Source organism: Oceaniserpentilla sp. 4NH20-0058, from assembly GCF_040371755.1.
GTDB lineage: Bacteria > Pseudomonadota > Gammaproteobacteria > Pseudomonadales > Oceanobacteraceae > Bermanella.
The window spans coordinates 186,320-210,769 of record NZ_BAABWE010000001.1 but is presented as its reverse complement, the minus strand read 5'-3'; the positions used below and the strand labels follow the sequence as shown (position 1 = coordinate 210,769).

The following is a 24,450-nucleotide window of genomic DNA, read 5'->3' as shown; positions in this document are numbered from 1 at the left end:
ATCAGCTAACAACTTGCTGTTTATCTACCTTAATTGAGTCTTTTGCTAATAGCATATAAAAGGCCGGCACAATAAATAGCGTAAGCAATGTGCCGATAGACATACCTCCCACGATCACCCAGCCGATCTGTTCTCGGCTTTCGGCACCAGCACCGGTAGCTAAAGCTAGAGGAATAGCACCCAGTACCATGGCAGCCGTTGTCATAAGAATAGGGCGTAAACGCATGGAAGCCGCCTGTGTTACGGCATCTAGTTTTTGCTTGCCTTGCTCTTGAAGCTGATCTGAAAATTCGACAATGAGAATTCCGTGTTTGGTGATCAGTCCAACCAATGTCAGTAGGCCAATTTGGCTATACACATTTGCTGTTCCGCCACTTAACCAAAGGGCGATTACCGCACCTAGTAAAGCAGGGGGCACAGAAAACATAATAATCAATGGGCTTTTAAAGCTTTCAAATTGAGCCGCCAGTACAAGATATATAAATAACAATGCAAGAATAAACGTCTGTATTAAACCTGCACCTGAATCTTTGAATTCACGGGTCTGGCCAGCATAATCGACCTGAACGGGGATATTCATACTTTCTGAAAGCTCAACAATAGCATCCTCAATGAAGTCGAGCCCTTGCTGGGTGTCCACGCCCGGTTGCAGGCCAGCCTGCACGATTGCTGATTTCAATTTATTAAAGTGATTTAATTCCTTAGGGGCGATGGCTTCTTTGATGATCACTAAATTTGATAAAGGAATCATGGTTCCACTGGCTCCGCGAACATATACTTGACTAATGTCTTGTGGGTTTGCACGATCTTCAGGTGCTACTTGTAAGATAACATCGTATTGCTCAGACCCTTTTTTGTAACGAGTCACCTCACTACCGGCCATCATTATTTCAAGAGTTGAGCCTAATTCGGATACCGCTATACCAAGGTCAGCGGCTTTATCCCGATCAACTGAAATATCCAACTGAGGTTTATTCAATTTTAAGTCAGTATCTGGCTGTGAAAACAACCCAGACGAATACACTTTCCCCATTAAAGTTTGAATAAACGAGTTGAGCTGTTCATATCCTAAGGTGGTTTGTACTACAACCTCGATGGGCCGTGAAATAATGCTTTGCCCTAATGAAGGAGGCAGCATCGGAAAAGACATAGTTCCAGGTATGCCTTGGAACATAGGATTCATAATTGAATTTGCAATTGCCTGAGTGGAACGGTCTCTGTCCTCCCAATCTTGTACCCGTAAAAATGAAATACTGTTTGTAGAAGAGGGGAAACCAGTAATCATAAAATAACGATCCTTTTCAGGAATCCCTTCGTAGATTTCCTCTACTTGCTTAGCATATCGGTCAACATAACCCGTACTTGAACCCTCAGGAGCAATGGAGAAACCAATAACGGAACCTCTATCTTCAATGGGGGCTAGTTCACTAGGTAAATAGCTATACAAAAATGCCAGTGCAATGACAGTGAGTACTGCTAAGCTGATAAGTGACCTTGTTTTACCAAGCGCATAAGTTAAAAGTGACTTATAAGATTCAGTCAAGCGATCCAGTATTTCTTCACCCTTTAAATAAAAACGACTAGGGTTTGTTTCATGGCGCAAAATTTTAGAAGCCATCATGGGGGCAAGTGTTAAAGCCACAAAGCCGGATACCATTACTGCAGCAGCAAGGGTTAATGCAAACTCTGTAAATAGCTTGCCTGTGCGCCCAGGAGTAAAGGCCACCGGTGCAAATACAGCGGCTAAAGTAAATGTCATGGCTATTACAGCAAATGCAATTTCACGCATTCCTTTATACGCGGCTTTTAAAGGCTCCATTCCTTCTTCAATGTAGCGATAAATGTTTTCTAATACCACAATGGCGTCGTCAACCACTAAGCCCACAGCCAATACAATGGCTAAAAGGGTAAGTGTGTTAATACTAAAATCAAACAGTAGCATTATGCTAAATACACCAATTAATGATACGGGTATGGTCATTAATGGGATAAGTGTGGCTCGCATGTTTCTTAAAAATAAGAAAATAACAATAATCACTAGCGCTATAGCTTCAAAGATTGTCGTAAATACAGAGTCAATGGAGCGTGCAATAAAGACAGAGGAGTCATAAGCAATATCAATTTTCATACCCTCAGGTAATGCCGCTCGTATTTTTGGTAAACGCTGTCGAATACCGTCACTAACGGTAAGAGGGTTTGATACAGATTGTTTAACGATACCCAGCGCCACAGCACTCTTTCCATTAAAGCGAGAGATTACACGCCCACTTTTTGCTGCTTGCTCAATTCTTGCTACGTCTTTTAATCGAACCAAATAATCATCACCTTTTTTAAGTATGATATTTTCAAATTCGACTTCACGGTTTAAATCCGTTTGCGCCAGCACTGTAAACTCTCGTTCAGTACTCTCTATTCTACCTGCAGGTACTTCAATATTTTGTTGAAGTAATGCCTGTTGAATTTCTTGAGGCGTAATGTTCAGTGCCGCCATGTTGTTACGATTTAACCATATGCGCATGGCATATTCGCGTTCACCTGCAAGCCTAATACTGGCAACTCCAGGGACTGTTTGTAATGGATCTTTAACTTGTCTATCTGCATATTCAGTAACATCAAGCGGGGAGTGTCGATCACTGGAAAATGCTAACCAAATGATTGGTTGTGCATCGGCTTCTACTTTTGAAACAATAGGTACTTCTATATCACTTGGTAAACGTCCGCGAACACGCCCAACACGATCCCTAACATCATTAGCCGCGCTATCAGCGTCACGATCCAACTTAAAATACACTGTGATTTGTGATTTTTCAGAAGTGTTTTTTGATACTAGATAATCAATACCTTCAACACCGGAAAGAGAATCCTCTAGTATTTGCGCAACTTGCGTTTCCATAATTGATGCGTTTGCACCAAGATAATTAGTTTCGACTGTTACAACAGGGACATCTATGTTTGGATACTCACGAACTGTCATTTTATCAAAAGCAATAATACCTAGAAGTACAACCAATATATTTAATACAGTTGCAAATACAGGGCGGTCAATACTGATATCAGATATACTCATAAATCCCTCTACTTATCAGTTTTAAGCGCATCAGGGAAAAGAGCCTTTACTTTTACACCGGGCTGCACTTTCATTTGACCAGCCGTAATAATGATATCTCCTTCATTAATACCTGTAATAATTTCGACCTCTGATTTTCTGCGTGTACCAATTTCTATGGGGGTTATTTCAACTTTATTATTAACAACTTTCATAACTACGTAACTTTGTCCTTGCGGGACTAAAGCTTGCTCAGGCAAAAGAAGGGCGCTTGGATTTCTATTCACCTCAAGAATGACACTTGCAAACAAACCGGGTCTTAGAGTTTGAGATTGATTATCTATAATCGCCCTAACCGCTAAACTTCGAGTTTCTTCATTAATTGCAGGTGATACAGCTGAGACCGTGCCTTGGTAAATTTCTCCGGGGTAAGCTGGGGTTGTAATTTCTATATTTTGACCAACGGCCACTTTACTTAAATAGGTTTCGGGTAGCGCAAAGTCAAATTTAAGTGTTGTAAGATCAACCAATTTAATTAAATTTTCGCCTGCATTGACGTAGTCACCGATCGAGATATTGTTAATATCAATCACTCCTGTAAAAGGAGCCTTAATTGATAATTTGTTCAATTTTGCCTGAAATGATTGAACCTGCGCTTGGTAGATATTGTGATTAGCTGCAGCTGAATCTAGATCTGTTTCACTGGCTGCTTTTTGCTTATATAGTTTTTGAATTCTTTTTAGTTCTGTGTGGCTTAGCTGCGCTCTGGCTTTCGCTTCGTTTAAGTTGGCAGTTTCTATGCTGTTATCGAGTTTAAACAGTAATTGCCCAATGTTAACGTGAGCGCCGTCTTTAAAGGATACAGACGTTATGCGGCCTGAAACCTCTGGTGAAATAGTTACTGATTGATTCGCCTCAAGAGTACCTATGGAATTAATGGTACTTTTTAGTATCTGTGGTTTTACCTTGATGACCTCAACGGGCATTGGAGTGTCGGCGAATAATATAGTTGGCACCGTAATTAGAAGTAGTCCTAATAAATTACGCATGTATTTACTTGTTAATTGGTGCATGTGTCATTCCTACGGATATTTTCGTCATATAAGGTGCGGGCACTTAAGATTATTAAGAATCAAATGATGTATACATACTTAAATATAAGCACACATCGGGCGATTTATCTTATATTGATATATTCCGATAATAATTTTTATATAGGGTTTAATATTCAATTTACTTATAACTAGGGCTCTCCACTTAAGATTACATGTACGTTTAACAGGAAATCTAAAGTGAATTAAAGGGGTAATGACCCATTGCCTGTATATACTAGAGAGTCCATCATATTGATTTACTTCCTAGCTAATATTCAATTCTGCACATTTATATAGATGCTTCTACTTCTAGCCTTAAATCCGTCTACTCATCCCTACATAGTTCGTTAGGGAATTCTAACTCGATGGTTGTGTGCTCTAACCCAAATCCCGATAGGCGGTCAGCAATCTCGGTTTTTAATTGGATTTGACGGGTTGGTTCGATTAGCTTACTCAATTCTAAATGCGCGGTCATGACATGGTGTTCCCCGTCAAGCGACCAAAAATGTAGATGGTGAATCTCTTTGACTTCCGCAAAACTCAGTAGTGATTCACGAATAGTAATGGCCGTATCATCATTTGGCGTCGCCTGAAGAAACAGTTTAGTTGTGGCCCATAAATTACGAAGAACGTTGATTAATATAAAAATCGTAAAAGCAATGGAAAGAATAGGATCGAGTATGGGCCACTCGATAAACATCAAAATGATTGAGACTACCAGTACGGCTACCCAGCCTAGAACATCTTCCAGTAAGTGCCAATTCAGCATCTGCTCATTAAGTGACTTACCTTTGGAGAGTTTAAACGCTGCATAGCCATTGACGGTAACCCCTAGGACGGCCAGGCCGAACATACCCTCAACAACCGGCATTTCGGGGTTAAGGAGTTTGGGAATTGCTTCAGATAAAACCCAAATTGAACCGATAATTAATACGATTCCATTAATGAGTGCGCCCAATAAGGAAAATCTTCGATAACCGTAGCTAAACCTTGAGGTGGACTCTCTTTCGCTCAGGTTACCCAGTATCCAAGCAAGACCAATCGATAAACTATCCCCGAGGTCGTGTACCGCGTCAGCCATTATTGCGGTGCTATTTGTCAGCCAACCTCCAATAAACTCGATGATCGTAAAACTGACGTTCAGAAAAAATGCCCAAGCTATTCTGGAGGTGGTATCATTTTTATGTGCGTGATTGTGCATACTCATTTACCTAGGTATTGTGATGATAGTCCTTTAGCTAAACCTCTGGCTGGCTGTGTGCCGTAGTCCATTGCGTAGGTTGTTTGATATGAATTAAAGAAAATAAGCAGCGCACCAACAACACATAGTCCGGCGCCTAGAGCATCTTGAATATTGATCATATGTTTTTCAACTACGACAGCCCAAACAAGAGACATAACAATATAAATCCCTCCGTAAGCAGCAAAAGCACGTCCGGCAAATGAGGCCTCCACAAACGATAAAATCCATCCAAATAATGCAAGCGAAAGAAGTCCGGGCACTAGCCATAAGGGACTTTTATCGAGTTTGTACCACATCCAAAACGTGTAGCAGCCGGCAATTTCGAAAATGGCGGCAACGGTAAACCATAAAAAACTCATAATATTACCCTGTTAACTCACTTGACGTTTGAATAAGTTGTCTTCAATAGGCATAAGGTGTTGGGTGGTTCTCTATGCGTTATAGAGGGTAAAAATCCCAATGCCGATAAAACCAATTCCTGCAATATAGTGTAAGTATTTCTCATTGATGTATTCCGCTAGGAAACTACCCGCAAGTACACCCAAGGCAGATGCCACAATTAACGCAGCTGAGGCAGCAAAAAATACAGTGTACTTACTGACATCTTTATCTGCTGCGAATAGCATTGTTGCTAGCTGCGTTTTGTCACCAAGTTCGGCGACAAATACTGAAACGAATATCGTTAAAAATATTTTCCAGTCCATACCAATTCCTATTAATTGAGTATCTAGTTTTATTTTATTGCTATAACCAACGACGAACATGTTGGCAATACTCACTGTATGAGTCCCCGTGCTGTTTCGTTAAATACTCTTCTTCCAAAGCCACCTGTATTTGAATCAGCGCAATATCAAGGGCCAGTATTGTTAACGTAATTGGGTTGGGGAGTAACAGAAAAAACCCGAAAGAAATGAAAATAATACCGACAAAAATAGGGTTTCGTGAATATTTGAACAAGCCCTTTTGAACAAATTCTGTCTTTGTTTCATGATCGATTCCAATTCTCCATGATGCGCCCATTTGTGATTGTGCCGCCAGCACCCAAACTAGCGAAACAACCATTATTCCCATTCCCATCCACTGAATAGCGGTATGGTTCATCAGGTCAATCGGCCCGATAGATTGATACTGGTTTGGCAGGAAGCTATAGAGAATAAAAACCAAAATGGAAACAAGAGGTAGAAATTTAAAGTACCGCCCCGTAATCGATTCGGCCCCTGTTTTCTGGTTGAGCTTAAAGGCGTTTACGCCCGTTCTCTTTGCAACAACAAAATTCCTGAATATAACGGCAAATCCAAAGAAGCAAATAAAGTAAACGCCTAAAAAAATGATAATAGTATTTTTCATAGGTATAGCCCCTTACAAAGAAGGGGCTCCTCCATTGTTATTAGCTCACCTTTTCGTTTTTATGTAACCAGTGGTACAGCACCGGTAAAACGAGAAGTGTTAAGAGCGTTGATGAAATAATGCCGCCGATCACCACAGTGGCAAGGGGTCGCTGAACTTCTGCGCCGGTACCCGTATTTAGTGCCATCGGAACAAAGCCCAGGCTCGCAACCAGCGCAGTCATCAGGACGGGCCGCAGACGAATCATTGCGCCTTCAGTAACAGCCAAGATTAAGTCGCCTTTTTCATGCCAGAGGTCGCGAATAAAGGCGAGCATAACTAAGCCATTAAGTACGGCGACGCCCGAGAGAGCAATAAAGCCAATACCCGCCGAGATGGACAAAGGCATATCTCGAAGATATAGCGACAAGACGCCCCCGGTTAACGCTAGCGGCACGCCACTAAAAATAATCAAGGCATCTTTAAGTGACGCGAAAGCCATGACGAGAATTCCTAGAATCACCAATAGAGTAATAGGCACCACGATGGACAAGCGTTGGCTTGCAGACTCCAGTTGTTCAAAGGTGCCGCCATAATCTAACCAATATCCCGGTGGGATATCCGCTTGTTCACGGATGCTGGCTTGCACTTCTTTCACGAAACTGCCCAGGTCGCGACCGCGGACGTTAGCAGTGACCACAACTCGGCGCTTACCGTTCTCGCGACTTATTTGCGCGGGTGCCGGTGAAACATCCAAGGTTGCGACTTCTTCGAGTGGTACGTAATCTCCATTGGGGAGTGGTACCGGTAGAAACTTTAACCGGTCGATATCGCGACGCGTTGTTTCAGGTAAGCGAACCACTAATTCAAAACGTCGATCACCCTCGTAGATAATGCCGGCTGATTCACCACCAATGGCGGCAGAAACCCAATCCTGAAGTTCGGCAACATTTAACCCATATCGGCCCAAGGCAGTGCGATTCGGTATCACGGAGAGCGTAGGTAACCCAGTCACTTGTTCAACCCGAGCATCGGCCGCGCCTTCAATTGCGTTAACGATACCTAGGATATCGTTGGCCGTTATGACAAGTTGGTCCAAGTCGTCGCCAAAAACCTTGATGCCCAGATCCGCACGCACACCAGAAATAAGCTCGTTAAAGCGCATTTGAATAGGCTGGGTAAACTCATAGTTATTTCCCGGTAGCTCCTCCACAGAACGCTCTATTTCCTCAACGAGTTCGGCTTTCGTTTTGGAGGGGTTCGGCCATTCACTTCGCGGCTTAAGTGTCACAAAGTTATCGGCCACATTGGGTGGCATAGGATCGGTGGCCACTTCCGCCGTGCCAATACGGGCAAAGACCTTATCCACTTCTGGAAAAGATTTGATTCTCTGTTCGAGTATTTCCTGCATTTCCACGGCTTGTTCTAGACCTGTACCAGGAATACGCATGGCGTGCAGCGCAATGTCACCTTCGTTCAATTGAGGGATAAATTCTGAGCCTAAAGTGGAAGCTAACCATAAACAAAACACAACGAGAGCCGAGGCAAAGCCCACCACCGCCCAGCGAAATTTCAAAGCCAGGTTAAGTAAGGGTTTGTAGGCAGATTTTGCTTTGCTGATAACGATGCTTTCTTTTTCACTGATTTTGCCATTCATAAACACAGCAACAGCTGCAGGCACCACCGTTAATGACAGCACCATGGCTGACAACAAGGCCATCACCACCGTCGCCGCCATAGGGTGGAACATCTTACCTTCCACGCCGGTCAAGCTGAATATCGGGATGTAGACGATCGTAATAATGGCTACACCAAACAAGCTTGGGCGAATCACCTCGGATGTGGCTTTGAAGACAGTGTCTAAGCGTTCGCGTAGATTTTGCTGTCGACCATTCGAATGTTGAGCCTCGGCCAGGCGGCGAACGCAGTTCTCAACAATGATCACCGCACCATCGACAATCAAACCGAAATCTAGGGCTCCCAAGCTCATAAGGTTGGCCGATACACCCGTTTTCACCATGCCAGTGATGGTCATCAACATGGCTAACGGAATTACTGCTGCAGTAATTAATGCAGCCCGCATATTTCCTAACAAGAGAAACAACACCACGACAACTAGAAGCGCGCCTTCCATCAGATTTTTGGACACCGTAGCAATGGCCTTATCGACCAGTGCGGTGCGATCGTAGACGGCTTCCGCCACAACCCCTTCCGGTAGCGAAGCTTGAATATCATCGAGTTTACTCGCTACATCCTGAGCAACCGTGCGGGAGTTTGCACCGATGAGCATCATGGTCGTACCTAGCACGGTTTCCACACCATCGCGTGTTGCGGCGCCTGTGCGCAGCTCTTTACCAATGGCTATCTCGGCAATATCCTTGATCTTTATCGGCACACTGTCATGTTCCGTAATGATGACATTGCCGATGTCTTCGGTCGTTGCGAGCTGACCGGGAGAACGAACTAAAAGTTGCTGTCCATTTCGTTCGATATAGCCTGCGCCACGATTATCGTTGTTGGCTTGTAAGGCTTGTACAAGCTCTTCAACACTGACTTTGTAAAGCAGTAACTTCGTGGGGTCGGGCATCACGTGGTATTGCTTGTTGTAGCCACCAATACTATTCACCTCTATGACGCCTTTCACCTGGGCGAGCTGAGGTTTGATAATCCAGTCCTGTATTTCTCGCAAGGCGGTTGCGGTGTAGGGTTCACCATTGGCCATGCGGGCATCAGATTTGGCTTGCACGGTGTACATAAAGATTTCACCCAAACCGGTGGATATGGGACCCATCTCCGGTTCTAGCCCAGGCGGTAAGACACTTTTGATCGCACCCAGTCGAGCGTTAATCAGGTTGCGGGCAAAATAGATATCGGTGTCTTCTTCAAACACCACCGTCACCTGTGACAAACCGTAACGTGACAATGATCGCGTGTAGGAAAGATTGGGTAAGCCAGCCAGCGCAGTCTCCACCGGATAGGTAATGCGTTGTTCCGATTCCAATGGTGAGTAACCCGGAGCAGCGGTATTGATTTGTACCTGAACATTGGTGATATCGGGTACCGCATCAATCGGGAGTTTTTGGTAACTCCATACGCCCACACCGACTATCAACAAAATCGAACATAAAAATAGTAAGCGCCTTTCAATGGCTAGGCGCAAGATAGATTCAATCATAGTGCGCCCCTTTAATGGTCGTGTTCAGCTTCGGATTTTTCGATATCGGCTTTAATTAAATAGCTGTTCTGACTGACATACTCAGCGCTACTCTCAAGGCCATCGATAACTTCATAAAAGTGATCGTCTCCACGACCTAACACAAGAGGGGTAAAGGTGTATTCGTCGCCGCGCTTAACAAATACGCCCTGGCGTCCGCCCAGGCTTTGGACGGCATCTTTCGCAACGGCAAGAGATACGGGAAAGCGACCAATCTCTAATTGGGCTTCCACCATCAAGCCCGGAGATAAAGTCTGCTTGCTGTTGTCCAGTTTGACCCGCGCCAACTGATAAGGGGCGTCCATCGATGGCACGACATGTTTGACCCTAGATTCAACGCGTCCGTTGGTTGTCAAAACATGAACGGATTGATCTTCTGCGACCGAGGATTGGTGAGTAGGATAAACACGCAGCTCTGCCCACACAGTGTCAAAGTTGGCGATAGAAAATAGAATTTGATCCTGAGTCACTTCACCACTGTTGGCATGCCGTTGAACAACACGGCCAGAAATAGGCGAACGTATTTTGTAGATCTTGAGGCTCTCATTGGATTCAATTTCTGCCAATACATCATCGGTTTTTACCGTATCGCCAATAGTAACTTGAACAGACTTAACGAGGCCTTCAAAACGTGCGCGCACATGACTCAATTGTTCTGGACCTGAGACCACGTTACCGTAAACAGTGATGGTTTGGTGGAGCTCTTGAGAGCCAGCGTTTGCGGTTACGATCCCCACTTGTTGTGCCATATCGCTATTAATGCGGCTGCTATTTTCTTCGCCGTCATTCTCGCGACCATGCTCATCATGATCGTGCTTGCCCTCATTGTGATCAACATGATCTTCATGTTTATCATGGTCGCCGTCTTCGTGATGTGGAGCATGTTGTTCTTTGGCTTCATGCTCATGTTCGTGGTCACCTTCCGACCAGGAGTTTAATGACAGCATGCTTAGCAGAAATACCGGTGCAAACAGTGCGCCTAAAAAGGGCATTCTGCTTTTAGGTGTTAAATAAGAAAACAAAGTGGTTAAGTCTTTCATTATTTATTCTCCTTTGTTTTTTTATTTACATGGTCATCGGCGTGATCGTTGTGGTCATGATCCTCAATGTGTTTATCTTTAGATTTCTCTTCGTGATCGCCTTCAGCGTGATGTTTTTTATGGTTTTCACTTTCTTCATGTTGATGGTCGTGTTTATGCTCTTCGTTTGCCTGAGCACAGGTACTTAATCCAAGGACGCTTAAAACAAAAGTTAGCATCGTGAGAACTGTGAGAGTTGATTTTTTCATGGTCATAAATTCCTAAGGCCTGATAGTGATCAAACCTGATTAATTTGAATTAAATTATTGATTAAGGGCTTCACTGGACAGCTTTTCTATCAGCGCTTGACTAATGAGAGCTGTCGATGCTGCATCGATACGTGCTTGCTTAGTAGCAAGCAATTCTTCTTGAGCAGCAATTAAATCAAGATATCGATAACGGCCATTTTCGTAGGCTTTTCGTGTGAGTTTGAGCGCGTTTTCGAGCGCTGGAATGATCTCATTTTCGGTTTTATTCACGGCCGCGATGCTCTGCCGTCGGAGTGAATACGCTTCAAAAAGCTGGGCATGCAAACGCAAAAGAAGATCCTGCCGGGCATAATCCACAGCATTGCGGTTTGCCAGGGCAGTCTTAACTTCGCCGCTGTTTCGTTTTTTGGAAAATAACGGAATGGAGAGCCCTGCGGTGAATGCTGAATCACCAGTTTCCTCAAAGCGCCGAATACCCGCACGCCAAGTTAGATCACTCCGACCACCAGTGCGTGCCAGCGCAACTTCTGCGTCTTTGATTCTCGCTTCACTCGCAAGCACCTGAATGGCTGGTGATGTCTTTACTCGTGCATACAATTGATCAAACCCTTCGCTTGTCTCATTCTCAAATAGGGATCCCTCTAAGGCGCTAAAGGTCGGTGTGGTATCTCCCCAAAAACGCGCAAGCCGCACTTTCTGACGCTCCAGTCGCTCCACTAACGCAGCAAGGCGGATCTCAGCGCGGGCAACTGCCGCTTGAGCGCGCATGACTTCAGCTTCGGGTGTTGCCCCTTTGTTGGAACGCGTATTAACCGTTTTTAGTAATGATTGAGATAGTGCCAAAGATTCTTCCGCTAGCTGAATGTTGGCTTGGGTTGCCAAACTTTCAATATAACTCGCCGTCAGTTCACCGAGCACATCCAGTGTAGTGGCTTTCTTTTCCCATTCGGCTTGAATTATTCTTGCGTCAGCGAAAGAAAGGCGAGCTTCGCGTTTTCCTCCTAGCTCAATAACTGAAGACAAAGCCAGAGTGGTTTCCGCAGAATCAAATCCCTTGTTGTTATTTGATCCTGCAAAGTTTTCAGCCGCCAGTTCTAATTCTAGCGCCGGTCGCAAGGCACTGGTTTGTCGTTGTGCTCTTGTTGCTTCTTGAATAAAGGTATATTGATAAAGCTGTGGGTTTTTCGCTAACGTACGGGTTAGCGCTTCTTTTAAGGTTAGTGCGGTGTCTGCATTGGCAGCAATACTTAAATTGAAAAGTAAAAACGCAAGCCATACGCAGGAGGTGCAATACCTGTTTAAAGTGGTGCGATGCATGGATAAATCCTAATGTAATTCGTAAACCCGCAATTGCGGCTGGTAACGGTACTTAGGGTTTATATTCTTGGTGGGCGCAGTAAGGTATTTACAAAACCGGGGTAAGCTTGTTCAGAATACGCCGATATTTTTGTGGAATGCTTGCGCAATAAGACATGGTCAGTAGAGCACGAAGGGCAGGGAGGGCAATGCCCGTGACAATGACAGCAGTGTTGACAATCCGACTCTTGAGAAGAAAATAAGCTTTCGTCTAGGAGTTCGGTATTTTGCTTTTCAATCGTAAGATTATTTGAGTCTTGGTTATGCTGATCGAAATTAATATGCTCATACCCTGACTGATAAAACTGATGAGCATCAGCCATAGCAAGGCTTGATTGAGATGCAATCAATATCATCAGCAAGTATGTCAGGATACGTTTAAGCATATTTCAATTATACACGTTATAGGCTGTCATATGGTAATTTTTTATTTTAACAAAAGGATACGTCGGGCGCCGTTTAAGACGACTAATCCAATGATAGTTCCAATTACCAAGTCAGGAATTTGAGAGTTGGTCACAGCCACCAATACTCCGGCCGCAATGACACCCACATTAGCCAAAACGTCATTCGCGGAGAATATCCAACTCGCTTTCATATGAGCCCCTTGGTCTCGTGACTTGAATATTAGTAATAGGCAGGCAATATTCGCTATTAATGCCACTGCACCTAGGCTCATCATGAGAATTGAGGCGGGTTCACCTCCATATAAGAAACGCCTACCCACCTCTAATAGCACACCAAGTGCCAGCGTGACTTGTAACCAACCAGAGAAATGGGCTGCTTTAAGCTTAAGTTTGGCAGCTTTACCAACCACATATAAGGACACGCCGTAAACAGCTGCATCAGCAAACATATCCAGTGAATCAGCAATAAGTCCTGTGGATTGAGCAATAATGCCCACGCTAAGCTCGAGTACAAACATGACTGCATTAATACCCAGTAACCACCGAAGCACTCGTGCTTCGCGCAGCTCATCGGATATTGCAGTTTCCCGGGCAGCGTGAGTAGCTTCTCGATCGACCGACTCAATCGAGATCAAACTTGCCCCAAGCCCGACAGACACCATAGTTCTTTCTATTTCCTCCCCAATACCTGGATGATATACACGCACTCTGCGGTTGGGTATGTCAAATTCAAAGGTGAGTGCTTCACCAAGACTAGCAAAAGCCGTACGTATCAGATTCTCTTCCGACGGGCAGTCCATTTTCGGAACGTCAAACACACTCAAGTGGCTTATCTCAGCCTGATCATTACCCATAGGTTTCGATTTGCATTTAAATGACGCTCCATGACTGCCTTCGCAGTCACATGCTTTAGAATCTTCAGTCATAAATTAATCTTGATTATTAAGGTGATGTAAGTTATTTATTCTAATCTCTATAGTAAGTATAGAGTCAAGGGTTAGTGAGGTAATATATGAAAATAGGTGAATTAGCAAAACGCAGTGGCTGTTCTGTACAAGCAATTCGTCACTACGAAAAAGAGGGGTTAATTTCACCACCTAATCGTACCGAAGGGAATTTTCGAGTTTACAACTCAGATGCACTAGAAAAACTAATTTTTATTAAGAATTGCCGTGGACTGGACTTGGCATTAGATGAAATTAAACAATTAATTTCTTTGCAATTTTCACCATCCATACCTTGTGAAGCAGTCAATGAAATGGTCGATATGCACTTATACGCTATTAAGTCACGCATTGCAGACCTGCAAAAACTTCACGATACCTTAAAGCAGTTACGCCTTAAATGTGGAAGTGCTAGGTCTGTCGAACAGTGTGGTATTTTGGCTGAATTATCGTCTATTACTGATTCTTAGAGGGACTGCGTGAGCGGACTTTAAATGATACTCATGAGTGATAAACCTAGAGAGACCCCAGTTAAGTAGTGCTCAAGTAATTTCGTGCATCATAGAGGGTTAAAGCTATGATGCGGCTTCCACTTGGATTCATTTATTGTTGTAACGCAAGATATAGCTTCAAAGTATTCTATTCTGCTTCATGGCAGAAAGTGCAGTAGAATTTTACATTCCTTCTGTTTTCTAACTTTTTAAAAAGTTCTCAGTCCTCAATTTCCGAAATATAGCTTCTTAATTTGGCATTATCAGACTTAACTCTATCTAGCTCTTTAGTCAGCTCAGATAGTCTTCGCTTTAAGTTATTTATAATGGCTAATTTGCTTTCATCTGAACGCGCCTGGCCAGATGAAATTCGTTTTCTTTCTGCTTTTACTTTAGATGGCTCTCTACTGCTATCTATTAACTCTCTTAACTCTTTATTGCTGTATATAAAAGTCCTAGATACGCGGGCTTTTTTTGCTACTTTGTTTAAGTTGATTTCCTCAGAGGCGTAAAGCATATAAGAGACGGTATCTCGTACAGCCTCTATTTTCTTCTCTGACTCGTTTTTTTTATGAGCAATTAAATGCTTTGAATTATCAGTCATTTACCGCTTCCAGACCGTCTATTATTGTAATTAAGTTATCATGTACTTGCTTATTTAGGTCGTGTTGACGTGAGAAATTCTTGGCTTTCGACTCATTAACAAGAAACTTTGCTTTTTGAAGTTGTTGCTGATGTACATCCATGTATGTCTTATCCGTACGAAAACTAGTACAGGTTAAACAAGCATTTGCATGAGGACAGGTTTGCTTAACGGGCAGGGCACAAATTCCGTTAGAAAGGGCTTGGGTTGCCAGTTGATGCTTCAACCACTTGGCTTCTATAGGGGTGTCATCATGCTCTATAACTTCAATTTCACGAATCACATCTAGTCCACTATATAGCTTACCTTTTATATCAATTAGTTGATTTTGTGCCTTATCTATTGCTGTTCTCATTGTTTTATTGTGAAGGTGGGCATAGATAGCAGTCATCATTGGTGATTCATGTCCAAGATAATTCTGGACAGTAACCATATCAACACCATTATTTATTAAATTTGTACCAACGGTATGTCGAAAGGTATGGCTGCTGACTTCTTGTTTTAAACCAAGCTCATTAGTCAGCTTTAGCTTATCAGATAATTTTTTTAAGCGGATATTGAGTGTACGAAGAGCATAGGTTTTGAACTCTTTTTTTCTTCGATGGCCGAACAAATAATTATGAGGATTACTTATTTCCATTTTTTCGCAATACTGATCTATATAGGCAATTTGTGTTTTCACTGTGCCAGCCAACTTATGACTTATAGGAATAGTATGCTCTTTTATAAATTTTCGATTTATTCTTGTTAGGTACCAGTCACCATCCTTGTCTTGGCTCATTGAATCTTTTTTAAGGGCCAAGAGTTCACTGCCACGCATTCCAGTCTCCATGATAACCTGAAGCATCCTAGAACCTTCGTCATCTTCAGAGTCCACGTGACCCTCTAGTTCATTTTGCACTTTAAAGCTTAAGCCTTTAGGCTGAGACTGAATTCTTTTTCTTGGTCTCATTTCTTTTGTTACTAACGGGTATTTATCTTTAGAAATAAGTCCCCACTGAATCCAGCAAGTGGTTATTTCATTAAGCTGTGAGTAAGTACTGCTTTGAGTAGCCAGGGCTTTATCGTTAATGCTTTCAAGATAGCGACGAAGGGTGTTTTGTGTAATTACGCTAATAGTAGGTCTAGAGTACTCAGCATCTAAAAATCTACTTAAGCTTCTCCCTATACGGAGATATGAAATTAAAGTATATGCCTGAACAGATGTACGCTTTCTCCATATTGTCTCTTTAAACCTGTCACGTAACCATGGCTGTTGAATATCATAAAAAGACATATTGTTGTAACCGCTAGGGCGTTCATTTTCTGCATACCCTAATTTTTCAAAATTCCATATATCCTCGTCAAAAATCGATTCTCTCGTAACCAGCCTGATAGATGCTCTAGAATGATGATGGCTCATAGTAAGTTATCTCCTTTATCTGCAAATATCGCCCGCTTAATGTCTTCTGCTGTTAAATGCTCGTAGATCTTTTTGGTTGTTTCGATTGAAGCGTGGCCTAAGCGCTTTGAAACGATCTCTATTTTCACGTTTTGTCTTAATAAGTCAGTAGCATGACTGTGTCGCAACATGTGAGGTGTTACAGTTTCCCCTATGACCCGTGAGAACCTTTCAAACAGATCTTTTACAGAAGGGTAGGTAAGGGGTTCGCCTTTTTCACCGCCATCTTTTCTGTATAGCTTTGTGAACACATAGTCAGAGTCAATGTCGCCAGTATCATTTATGAGGAACTCTGTATACATATCCGCCCACTTTTTGGTAATTCCAACTTCATAGGGAACTTTGGTTTTGGAGTAAACTTCATTGGCATTATCTACTCTAGGATGAATGATAAGTTGAGAGTCCCAGCTTTCAATATCTGAGTGTCGAAGTTGTAATACCTGTCCAATTCGCATACCAGTTTCAATCAGTAGCAGGATCAAAAGCCGATCCCTTGGGTTTGAACAGAATTCTAAAAGCTGAAGCTGACGCTCCTCACTAATAATCTTTACCTTTCGCAATACAGGTTTGATCCTACGAAAGGGCTTTAACTCCCTAGAAACAGACTGAGGTCTCGATGCTGATGCAAACGATAGGAATTCTTTAACCTTCGGGTTTCTGGATAAGTCAGAGGAAATTATTTCAATTGAAAAAGACGGATCTAAAACATTTGTATTTAAGCAATACCGATAAAATGCACTTATGGCTGCAAGACATCTATTGATGGTTTGAATAGTGCGGGCTTGTCCTAATTCTGTAGGTAGGACCGATAGGTTCTCAGATTTAGAGTGTTTGTAATATGCAATGAAATCAGTAATGACATCGATACTAGTTAGCTCCCAATCTATTTTAGATTTATCCAGATACCTGAAATATTGCGCTAGGTCGTAGGAATATGCCTTAACTGTGTTTGGAGCAAAATCTCTTTTATCTAGGTGACTAAGAAATCTATTTATGTGCCTAACAGGTAAACCGTCTGAATAAACTCTAAATGTAACTCTTTCTAAGGTTGGGTGCTGAAACTTCTCAACTCGCACTAAATCAGCCTTGCTTGGTAGTTTTGGGGCTGTGAAGCTTACATAGCAAGAGTTGAGGTGTAAACAAAAGGTGTTTTTTCTGTGTGGCGGACGTGAATTACACATATATTGGTACTTCCGATAATAACAATTATCGGAAATTGTAATTATCATTGTGTTGTCTACTATTAAAGAAAACCATGGATTGAGTAACCAGTATGGAATCGGCACAACAAGCGATCTCAACACCTTTATTTGGCCTAGTCGACTACCTAGAGGTAATCACCTTTTATGTCGGTAATACACAGTATGCAACTCCTGTTAGCGAGGTTCGCTACATCGAGCAGGATAAGCGCAAAACAACACGCATTGAAGTAAATGCCAAACTGGGTGCTGAGGTAACCACATATCAAGGAAAGCCAGTTCCAATTTATGATTTTGCTGAGTTAATGGGCTGTGAAGCCGAATACATTAAAAACTTTAAATTACTGCTCACATTAAAAGAAAGAGAAAAAGACCACATAGCATGGATGGATGCACTGGAAGCTACGTTACGAACCGGTGTGGCTTTCACTAAAGCTAGGGATGCCAGTCAATGCGAGTTTGGTAAATGGTACCTTACATTCACATCTGAGGATGAGTTACTGGCTGATATTATGACGGATTTTGATGAGCCGCATAAGCGCATACATGCATTGGCTGACGACCTACTAAAGCTTAAAGAGGACGGTTCTCTAGAAGAGGCGTTGGAAATATTTGAAGCAGAAAAAAATAGAACGCTAGGTAAGTTAATTAGCTTATTTGAAGCAGCAAGAGAACGCCTTGAGATTATCACTCGCCCTATTTTGCTGTATATCGATACCGGCAAAAAAATGATAGCGGTTCGATTAAATGCAATTAGTGATATTTTAACTTACTACAAAAATGATTTTACATTACAGCAGGATGTAGATGATAACGAAGCCATCATCAATTTGACGTTCGTTGCTGGATATCTAGATAATAAGGACTCTCAACCGCCATGTGTCGTATTAGACTGGCGGTTGTTTAATCGTTAGGGTGTATTGCCTTGCTTTAATAAGGAACTAAGCATACCTACTAAGCGGTCAGGTAAGCCTTTAGATAAATATGTCCCTACAGGTAGCAATGCTTTATTTAACTCGGATTTCTCATTGTTACAAACTCCTCTGCTGAGCTTGGGTGTATGCCAATTGTCTCATCAAATACTGCTTTGGTAGCGCCTGCTTTAATTGCAATGACAATACCTTGAATGATCTCAGCGGCATGCTCTCCTACCATATGTGCGCCAAGCACTTTGTCGCTTTCATTATCAACAATTAACTTCATGTAGGTGCGCTCTGTTGAATCAGTCATCGTTAATTTTAGTGCTCGAAACTCGCTTTCATAGCGCTTTACCTTGTATCCCTTTTGTATAGCCTCTTGTTCTGTCATGCCGACTGTTGCCAAGTTAGGCTGAGAAAATACAGCCGTAGGAATATTTGTATAATCCAAAGGTATTAAGTTACCTTCATACTGCTGGCGTAAAAATGTCATTGCTTCAGCTAGTGCGACTGGTGTGAGCTGAGGAGTGTCGATCAAATCTCCCAGTGCATAAATTGACTCTGTGCTGGTTTGATATTGCTCGTTAACCTTAATAAAACCACCATCATCGAGCGCAATATTGACATTCTCAAGACCTAAATTTTGAAGGTTTGGATTCCTTCCTGTTGCAGCTACTACAAGATCAACCAGAATTGAAGGTTGGTTATTAAATTCAACCCTGTACCCTTCTTCTTCTTTTGTGATCTTAATTGGCTGCTCTTTGATTAAAGTTAGACCTTTCTTAAGGATTTCATTTTCAGCAAACTCTCTTGTGGACTCATCAAACCCTCTAAGTAATTTCCCTGAGCGTGAAGAGATTGATGTTTTACAGCCTAGACCATTTAAAATGCCTGCAAATTCCACAGAAATATAACCACTGCCCACCACCAAAGCTGTTTGGGGAAAGCTCTCTAAATAAAAGAAGTCATTGGAATTGACCATGAATTCTTTGCCAGGGATTTCTGGTAAGTCAGGCCAACCACCTGTAGCAAGAATAATTTTTTCTGCAGTAAAGTGCTCCCCATTAATAGTTACGGTATTAGAATCCACCAATGAAGCATGACCTAATTTTGTTGTCACGTTCGAGCCATCTAATAAGTTTTGATATATCCCATTTAATCGCTCAATCTCTTTTGTTTTGTTATCACGAAGAGTGTTCCAATTGAATCCATTTAAGTTTAAGTTTAGCCCGTATCCTTTAGCTTCATTTATCATATGAGGGAACTCGCTCGCATATACAAAAAGCTTTTTAGGTACACATCCAACATTTACGCAAGTACCACCAAGGTAACGTGATTCCGCAACCGCAACACGTCTGCCCATAGCCGCAGCCATCCTACTCACTCGTACTCCTGCTGAGCCTGCACCAATTACAAATAAGTCGAAATCAAATTTACTCATGACTTTAAAACCGCTCTAATATTCACAATACCTGGTTCGACCTTATCTATGGAGATTTGTTCTACTTTAATACCTCTTGAGGACTCTAAAAGCTCCAGCCAATCTATTGCAGAATTGAAATTAACCTTGTCTAGCCAAATTCGAAGACCGGTATCCCCATCTGGCTCAAAGCGTTTCAAATGAATATTTTTAACCTTAGCTGTATTATTTACAGTGCTTAGTATTGATTTATTTCCGCCTGCGCTTGTACTGGTGCCCGCCCCAAACAAGTAAGCGTTTTCTTTCATTTTAGTATGGAATGCCATTTCTGATTCATAGCGCTTAATTGCACTATCACGTTTTTGTGATACTGGGGACCATACCCACGAATAAACAATCGCGATTGACACAACTATGCCAAGCAGCTTAACCAGCTTTTGATCTTTTTCAGCTAGGTTTGTAAACCAGTTATGAGTGCTCTTATACAAAGAGCTTTGTTCTAATTGTATTTTTAAGTTACGCTTTAAATTATCTATGCCGTTAGCCATTTTGCTTCACCTTTAAAACGCCCTTGATTTGACTTCCAACTTCTGTGGCTGATGTGATATCCACTTGCAAGCCAGAACTGGCAAGCTTTTGTTTAATACCATCAAGTTGAGCTACGTTTTTAACTATTAGGTTTACTTCAATTTCATTCTTTTTTCCTGTGTATCTAACAGCGTCCCATTGAGCGCCACCGGATTCATTAATACCTTTTGTGGTGCTGGCTAATAAATTAACAAAACCATTATTTATGGTTGTTGCCCCGCCAGTTTCTTCTAACTTATCTTTAAATTGACGTCTTAAACTCCTAACTCGCTCATCCGGAAATAAATTAGTGTAAAAACTTTTTGACGCGTTCGACACAAGATCGCCCATTTGTTTGTATTGGTTAAGCTCTTTAAGTTGCGTGACAAACATAGCTACCAATAGAACTGCTGCCAAAGCTAAAGGTGCCTTAAATTTATTTATTTTAGTGGTGTTTTTGGGTTTTCTCTTTTGGTAGGAGCCTGATAATAAATTGGCATTAGCTGATTTTAGCTGATTGATCAGGTGTGCATGTAGTGTTGATGCCTCACCTTTAATGACTTTAAATCCGATATTTTCAAGCTCTAAGGATAATAGTTCATTTTTTTCATCTAAGTCATGAAATTCAACGACTTCTCGCTCGTCATTTTTTAGTCGCTCAATAACAAGGGGCAATATATCGATACTGACACTCATGGCACCAAATTTCGAAAAACGAATATTAGCTATGTCATCTAAAACACAAACACATATCCCCTTTTCTACTTGAGGAAGAAGTAGTGGTAAATAAAACAAACCATCGGGATTATTTGTATTCACCACAGATGTCATTAGATCATGGCTGACAATTAAAGCGTGGGCTTCTCCATTTTCTTTACCTAAGTAATGAATATGGTTCTGATCAATATCATTAGCTAGCTGTTCTTCGAGCGCAAACGGCAATGCTTTAATGATTTGCTTGGCCTGCTTAACAGGCATCTGAACAGATAAAATTTGACAGGCTGTACTGTTGATTATTTGCAAACCCAAATCATCATCTGAATTTGCACTTATTTTGTGTAGTTGCTCGTCTAGGGTGGTTAAGCTCTGTGAGATTGGCTCATATATATTTATTATTGTCATTAGGTGCAATCCACTATTTTCAAATGATTGTGGTCTTCTGGCTTACGAGATAAATCACGATAAATAATCCCAGTAAAACCATCGTTATTTCCAGTTGAGTTTGGTTTACGACGCAAAATGCTTTCTGTATTTATATCTGCATCATTAATTGTGTCACCATCAATATCTAAAGTAACCCTTGATAGAATACTAAAATATGTCGAATTAACTGCAAAATCAGCAGCAACTATAGTAGCTGGTACTGTTGAGGTTGCTTTACTAGTGATAGCCTCAATTATTGGGTCGCTCATGAAGTCTGATACCGTTTTATACAAGGCCACCCCTCTATCCTTTCCGCATGATCCTGAGCGTGTCTTTTTAACTAGCGCCTCTGCGTCAGTCTCTGAAAGTGCTGAATCCCATGCTGATAATACTTTAGCTGTGGTTGTATTGATGTTCAATTGTATAGAGCTAGGCAAGGCCGTTATATGAGGCTCTAAAGCATAAAACAACTCATTGGTAACCCCTTCAACCAATTTAAGCTCCGATGGGTGAGTCATAACAATTTCGCCAGCACGATAAGGTGGTGTATTGTTTTCATATATGTAATTGGCAGAGCTGCTAGGTGTGAACCAATCCCTTAAGTTATTAGCAACTGCAGAGGCGTCTGAAAATAAAGGGTCGACTATTGTTATTAAACGCTTAAAGCGGGCCAAGGCCAAAGATGGATTGCTCGCAGCTGGATGAAGCCAATTTAAATTAAATAAACCCTGTAAATCACGAATCCTAACCTCAACAAAAGCATTATCTATTTGAGTTGGGAATGCCTGATTCCATAACTCACTGGCAGTATCCCACTCCTCTGATTGGTTTATATCTCGATTTAAGTCAAATGAGAGCCCTGCTTTTGCGATTTCCTCAGCTGACATAACTAACTGCATGGCTTGAGATTGTGTAAAGGTTGTCGATGCCTGAGCAATGTCTAAGGCTTGCCTTTGCTGCATGGAAATTGCCATTAAAGACACTAATGCAAAGATGAATAGTACTGTTATAAGTGCAAGGCCTGATTGCTTATTATTCGGTGAATGCAAAACGCGGCACCTCGTATAAGCGGGTAATTTCACCAAGTTTTTTTGTGGTGATTTGTACCTTTAACTGCACTAAATCTGGCGTTAGTGAGCCGGTAAGATATGGTCCGGGCCAGTCTTCTTGCCAACTATCGCTACGCACGCTATTTGAAGGGGTTACAAAATCCACTAACTGGCCACGATAAAAAAACCTAACGTCTTCTACTTCTTCCATTAAGAGTTGAACAAGTGGCTCTGAGTCTGATGCCAAATCTAAAACAGGCCAATAAATTCTAACCAAGCATTGCTTGTCTGATGTATCTTCATTTTCATCAAAGGGTTTAGGAACATCTTTACAGTACTCACTACCGTGCCCTCTAACGGCATAGGCGACACGCTGCATATTTGAGCGAGAGGTTCGCTTTCCCTCATCACCAAAACTTGGTAAAGAGGCCAAGCCTGAACGGGTAAACTCTATGAGATAATCACTACCGGTACTGAATAGTTGGTCAATATGTTGACCATAGACATCACGAGTTTTGCGTCCTGCGATTTGTGTTAAATCACGCTTCACCCAAAAGTCCATTCGCTGTATTTCTTTAAGCTGTTTTGCTCGTTGTTCGGTTGCGTTTTTAGTGCTGGCAGTACTGGTTAATAGCTGGCTTGCACCTACGCCAATTAAAGCTGTAATTGACACAGCCAGTAATACTTCTAGTAATGTAAAGCCGGACTGAGATTTAATCATTGGCGATATACGTAGTTAGGGTTTGCAGTGGACTATCAGGATTTTCTGCCAAGCTGACAGCTACGGAAACCTCTTTAATCTCTAGGGGAATTGGCATGCCTGAGAAATTCTTTTTAGGTTTGGCGTTAATTTCAATGATCCATTTGCGCTCACTGAACTTTATATCTTTTTTCTTTTTAGTGATGGCTGAAAAAGCAGAAGAACGCATTTCAATAATTTCATTTTCTGCAATCCAAGTGGCTAGCAGCTTGCGCTCTAGGTGTATTTGATTATCCACGGCTAGGGCTGATGCTTTAGATAATGTAGAGGCAATTAAAGCAAAAATAGTCAGAGCAATCATTACCTCTAATAAGGTGAAGCCTTTATTGCTCTTCATTGTGCACCTCATAAAAGAAACGGCCCATGCCATCACCCCTTACTGTGGCGTAGCCGTCATAATCTTCCATTTGAATTTTAAGTTGTATTGGTGTTTGCTCCCCCGATGCCATCATAAAAAAGACTGGTTTAATCTCTTCTTGTTTTTTGTCTTGCTTTAAAACATAGGGTAATTGTAGTTCTTGACCCTCCACACTTAACTCTAAGTACATGGACTCAGGCAGTATATAATGCTGAATATATTTTCCAGTATAACCATTCCAACTACTAATTATTTCATCTTCACTTGTACTATCGGCTGTGGTTGCAGGTGTTTGAATTTCGTAAGAGAATGGTGTGAATTCAGTTTTTGCAAATTCAAAGCCTATATTTTTATTATTAAAAAGAGCCTCATCCGCTGAGGCCTCTAATAAAAACTTTAACTTTTCAGCTTCTGATTTTATTTCATTAATACGGCCGTCATGAGAGGTATTCAGTGAGGCCATTGAAACCAATAAGGCTATAATGACCAGTACCACTAAAATTTCTATTAATGTAAAACCTGAATTATGACGGCGCATTATGCA

The 24,450-nt window shown here is 41.8% G+C and carries 24 protein-coding genes; 2 read left to right on the top strand and 22 right to left on the bottom strand.

Features of this window, described 5'->3' with window-relative positions; all coding sequences use genetic code 11:
• Window position 1 precedes the first annotated feature (1 nt).
• The 12 genes from ABWV45_RS00900 to ABWV45_RS00845 form a co-directional block, all read right to left on the bottom strand.
• Window positions 2-3,067 (bottom strand): efflux RND transporter permease subunit, encoded by a 3,066-nt coding sequence (locus tag ABWV45_RS00900; protein ID WP_353347743.1) that lies wholly within the window; start codon window positions 3,065-3,067, stop codon window positions 2-4.
• A gap of 8 nt (window positions 3,068-3,075) precedes the next feature.
• Window positions 3,076-4,119, bottom strand: coding sequence for an efflux RND transporter periplasmic adaptor subunit (locus ABWV45_RS00895; protein WP_353347741.1), 1,044 nt, complete (start codon window positions 4,117-4,119; stop codon window positions 3,076-3,078).
• A gap of 346 nt (window positions 4,120-4,465) precedes the next feature.
• Entirely contained in the window at window positions 4,466-5,341 is an 876-nt protein-coding gene (locus ABWV45_RS00890; protein WP_502914643.1) for a cation diffusion facilitator family transporter, read from the bottom strand.
• Between the two features lie 2 nt (window positions 5,342-5,343).
• Window positions 5,344-5,742, bottom strand: coding sequence for a YnfA family protein (locus tag ABWV45_RS00885; RefSeq protein WP_353347737.1), 399 nt, complete (start codon window positions 5,740-5,742; stop codon window positions 5,344-5,346).
• A gap of 72 nt (window positions 5,743-5,814) precedes the next feature.
• A complete protein-coding gene (locus ABWV45_RS00880) occupies window positions 5,815-6,087 on the bottom strand; it encodes a TMEM165/GDT1 family protein (RefSeq protein ID WP_353347735.1) in 273 nt (90 codons plus the stop codon).
• Between the two features lie 40 nt (window positions 6,088-6,127).
• Window positions 6,128-6,730 carry a methyltransferase family protein gene (locus ABWV45_RS00875; RefSeq protein WP_353347733.1) on the bottom strand — a complete coding sequence of 201 codons (603 nt, stop codon included), beginning with the start codon at window positions 6,728-6,730 and terminating at the stop codon, window positions 6,128-6,130.
• A 40-nt stretch (window positions 6,731-6,770) separates the two neighbouring features.
• Window positions 6,771-9,884 carry an efflux RND transporter permease subunit gene (locus ABWV45_RS00870; protein WP_353347731.1) on the bottom strand — a complete coding sequence of 1,038 codons (3,114 nt, stop codon included), beginning with the start codon at window positions 9,882-9,884 and terminating at the stop codon, window positions 6,771-6,773.
• A gap of 11 nt (window positions 9,885-9,895) precedes the next feature.
• The gene (locus ABWV45_RS00865; RefSeq protein ID WP_283786464.1) at window positions 9,896-10,963 is read right to left on the bottom strand and encodes an efflux RND transporter periplasmic adaptor subunit; all 1,068 of its coding nucleotides are present in this window, start codon (window positions 10,961-10,963) and stop codon (window positions 9,896-9,898) included.
• Window positions 10,963-11,211, bottom strand: a complete 249-nt coding sequence (locus ABWV45_RS00860; RefSeq protein WP_353347729.1) for a hypothetical protein — start codon at window positions 11,209-11,211, stop codon at window positions 10,963-10,965. The genes ABWV45_RS00865 and ABWV45_RS00860 overlap by 1 nt, the downstream gene beginning before the upstream one ends.
• 54 nt (window positions 11,212-11,265) lie before the next feature.
• Entirely contained in the window at window positions 11,266-12,528 is a 1,263-nt protein-coding gene (locus ABWV45_RS00855; RefSeq protein ID WP_353347727.1) for a TolC family protein, read from the bottom strand.
• A 59-nt stretch (window positions 12,529-12,587) separates the two neighbouring features.
• On the bottom strand, window positions 12,588-12,953 hold the full coding sequence (locus ABWV45_RS00850) for a hypothetical protein (protein ID WP_353347725.1): 366 nt from the start codon (window positions 12,951-12,953) through the stop codon (window positions 12,588-12,590).
• Window positions 12,954-12,994: 41 nt separating this feature from the next.
• Window positions 12,995-13,792 carry a cation efflux transmembrane domain-containing protein gene (locus ABWV45_RS00845; RefSeq protein ID WP_353347723.1) on the bottom strand — a complete coding sequence of 266 codons (798 nt, stop codon included), beginning with the start codon at window positions 13,790-13,792 and terminating at the stop codon, window positions 12,995-12,997.
• Window positions 13,793-13,986: 194 nt separating this feature from the next.
• Here ABWV45_RS00845 and cadR point away from each other — a divergent pair, with 194 nt between their 5' ends.
• Window positions 13,987-14,388 carry a Cd(II)/Pb(II)-responsive transcriptional regulator gene (gene cadR / locus ABWV45_RS00840; RefSeq protein ID WP_283786468.1) on the top strand — a complete coding sequence of 134 codons (402 nt, stop codon included), beginning with the start codon at window positions 13,987-13,989 and terminating at the stop codon, window positions 14,386-14,388.
• A 241-nt stretch (window positions 14,389-14,629) separates the two neighbouring features.
• On the opposite strand, the gene ABWV45_RS00835 is transcribed toward cadR, so the two are convergent.
• From ABWV45_RS00835 to ABWV45_RS00825, 3 genes are read right to left on the bottom strand one after another with little or no spacing between them, the layout of a single operon-like run.
• A complete protein-coding gene (locus ABWV45_RS00835; RefSeq protein WP_353347720.1) occupies window positions 14,630-15,013 on the bottom strand; it encodes a DUF6262 family protein in 384 nt (127 codons plus the stop codon).
• Window positions 15,006-16,454, bottom strand: coding sequence for a tyrosine-type recombinase/integrase (locus tag ABWV45_RS00830; RefSeq protein ID WP_353347718.1), 1,449 nt, complete (start codon window positions 16,452-16,454; stop codon window positions 15,006-15,008). The genes ABWV45_RS00835 and ABWV45_RS00830 overlap by 8 nt, the downstream gene beginning before the upstream one ends.
• Entirely contained in the window at window positions 16,451-17,674 is a 1,224-nt protein-coding gene (locus tag ABWV45_RS00825) for a tyrosine-type recombinase/integrase (protein ID WP_353347716.1), read from the bottom strand. Before ABWV45_RS00825 ends, ABWV45_RS00830 begins: the two co-directional genes overlap by 4 nt.
• A gap of 92 nt (window positions 17,675-17,766) precedes the next feature.
• Between ABWV45_RS00825 and ABWV45_RS00820 the strand changes: the two genes are divergently transcribed.
• A complete protein-coding gene (locus ABWV45_RS00820) occupies window positions 17,767-18,606 on the top strand; it encodes a CZB domain-containing protein (RefSeq protein ID WP_353347714.1) in 840 nt (279 codons plus the stop codon).
• A gap of 97 nt (window positions 18,607-18,703) precedes the next feature.
• On the opposite strand, the gene gorA is transcribed toward ABWV45_RS00820, so the two are convergent.
• Genes gorA through ABWV45_RS00785 form a run of 7 tightly spaced genes read right to left on the bottom strand, consistent with a single transcriptional unit; the run spans window position 18,704 to window position 24,444 of the window.
• Window positions 18,704-20,050, bottom strand: a complete 1,347-nt coding sequence (gorA, locus tag ABWV45_RS00815) for a glutathione-disulfide reductase (protein ID WP_353347712.1) — start codon at window positions 20,048-20,050, stop codon at window positions 18,704-18,706.
• Entirely contained in the window at window positions 20,047-20,577 is a 531-nt protein-coding gene (locus ABWV45_RS00810) for a type II secretion system protein M (RefSeq protein ID WP_353347710.1), read from the bottom strand. The genes gorA and ABWV45_RS00810 overlap by 4 nt, the downstream gene beginning before the upstream one ends.
• A complete protein-coding gene (gspL, locus tag ABWV45_RS00805) occupies window positions 20,570-21,718 on the bottom strand; it encodes a type II secretion system protein GspL (RefSeq protein WP_353347708.1) in 1,149 nt (382 codons plus the stop codon). Before gspL ends, ABWV45_RS00810 begins: the two co-directional genes overlap by 8 nt.
• Window positions 21,718-22,821, bottom strand: a complete 1,104-nt coding sequence (gspK, locus tag ABWV45_RS00800) for a type II secretion system minor pseudopilin GspK (RefSeq protein WP_353347706.1) — start codon at window positions 22,819-22,821, stop codon at window positions 21,718-21,720. Before gspK ends, gspL begins: the two co-directional genes overlap by 1 nt.
• Window positions 22,772-23,509, bottom strand: coding sequence for a GspJ family type II secretion system protein (locus ABWV45_RS00795; RefSeq protein WP_353347704.1), 738 nt, complete (start codon window positions 23,507-23,509; stop codon window positions 22,772-22,774). The genes gspK and ABWV45_RS00795 overlap by 50 nt, the downstream gene beginning before the upstream one ends.
• Window positions 23,502-23,885, bottom strand: coding sequence for a type II secretion system minor pseudopilin GspI (gene gspI, locus ABWV45_RS00790; protein ID WP_353347702.1), 384 nt, complete (start codon window positions 23,883-23,885; stop codon window positions 23,502-23,504). The genes ABWV45_RS00795 and gspI overlap by 8 nt, the downstream gene beginning before the upstream one ends.
• Entirely contained in the window at window positions 23,872-24,444 is a 573-nt protein-coding gene (locus ABWV45_RS00785; RefSeq protein ID WP_353347700.1) for a pilus assembly FimT family protein, read from the bottom strand. Before ABWV45_RS00785 ends, gspI begins: the two co-directional genes overlap by 14 nt.
• Window positions 24,445-24,450 lie beyond the last annotated feature (6 nt).

Excerpts from the sequence above, each read along its gene's own strand:
- ABWV45_RS00880 (WP_353347735.1), bottom strand. The coding sequence starts at position 6,087 with ATGGACTGGAAAATATTTTTAACGATATTCGTTTCAGTATTTGTCGCC.
- gorA (WP_353347712.1), bottom strand. The coding sequence starts at position 20,050 with ATGAGTAAATTTGATTTCGACTTATTTGTAATTGGTGCAGGCTCAGCA.
- ABWV45_RS00825 (WP_353347716.1), bottom strand. The coding sequence starts at position 17,674 with ATGTGTAATTCACGTCCGCCACACAGAAAAAACACCTTTTGTTTACAC.
- ABWV45_RS00870 (WP_353347731.1), bottom strand. The coding sequence starts at position 9,884 with ATGATTGAATCTATCTTGCGCCTAGCCATTGAAAGGCGCTTACTATTT.
- gspL (WP_353347708.1), bottom strand. The coding sequence starts at position 21,718 with ATGACAATAATAAATATATATGAGCCAATCTCACAGAGCTTAACCACC.
- ABWV45_RS00855 (WP_353347727.1), bottom strand. The coding sequence starts at position 12,528 with ATGCATCGCACCACTTTAAACAGGTATTGCACCTCCTGCGTATGGCTT.
- ABWV45_RS00810 (WP_353347710.1), bottom strand. The coding sequence starts at position 20,577 with ATGGCTAACGGCATAGATAATTTAAAGCGTAACTTAAAAATACAATTA.
- cadR (WP_283786468.1), top strand. The coding sequence starts at position 13,987 with ATGAAAATAGGTGAATTAGCAAAACGCAGTGGCTGTTCTGTACAAGCA.
- ABWV45_RS00895 (WP_353347741.1), bottom strand. The coding sequence starts at position 4,119 with ATGCACCAATTAACAAGTAAATACATGCGTAATTTATTAGGACTACTT.
- ABWV45_RS00885 (WP_353347737.1), bottom strand. The coding sequence starts at position 5,742 with ATGAGTTTTTTATGGTTTACCGTTGCCGCCATTTTCGAAATTGCCGGC.
- gspI (WP_353347702.1), bottom strand. The coding sequence starts at position 23,885 with ATGAAGAGCAATAAAGGCTTCACCTTATTAGAGGTAATGATTGCTCTG.
- ABWV45_RS00890 (WP_502914643.1), bottom strand. The coding sequence starts at position 5,341 with ATGCACAATCACGCACATAAAAATGATACCACCTCCAGAATAGCTTGG.
- ABWV45_RS00860 (WP_353347729.1), bottom strand. The coding sequence starts at position 11,211 with ATGAAAAAATCAACTCTCACAGTTCTCACGATGCTAACTTTTGTTTTA.
- ABWV45_RS00785 (WP_353347700.1), bottom strand. The coding sequence starts at position 24,444 with ATGCGCCGTCATAATTCAGGTTTTACATTAATAGAAATTTTAGTGGTA.
- ABWV45_RS00820 (WP_353347714.1), top strand. The coding sequence starts at position 17,767 with ATGGAATCGGCACAACAAGCGATCTCAACACCTTTATTTGGCCTAGTC.
- ABWV45_RS00865 (WP_283786464.1), bottom strand. The coding sequence starts at position 10,963 with ATGAAAGACTTAACCACTTTGTTTTCTTATTTAACACCTAAAAGCAGA.
- ABWV45_RS00900 (WP_353347743.1), bottom strand. The coding sequence starts at position 3,067 with ATGAGTATATCTGATATCAGTATTGACCGCCCTGTATTTGCAACTGTA.
- ABWV45_RS00875 (WP_353347733.1), bottom strand. The coding sequence starts at position 6,730 with ATGAAAAATACTATTATCATTTTTTTAGGCGTTTACTTTATTTGCTTC.
- ABWV45_RS00830 (WP_353347718.1), bottom strand. The coding sequence starts at position 16,454 with ATGAGCCATCATCATTCTAGAGCATCTATCAGGCTGGTTACGAGAGAA.
- ABWV45_RS00835 (WP_353347720.1), bottom strand. The coding sequence starts at position 15,013 with ATGACTGATAATTCAAAGCATTTAATTGCTCATAAAAAAAACGAGTCA.
- ABWV45_RS00850 (WP_353347725.1), bottom strand. The coding sequence starts at position 12,953 with ATGCTTAAACGTATCCTGACATACTTGCTGATGATATTGATTGCATCT.
- ABWV45_RS00795 (WP_353347704.1), bottom strand. The coding sequence starts at position 23,509 with ATGATTAAATCTCAGTCCGGCTTTACATTACTAGAAGTATTACTGGCT.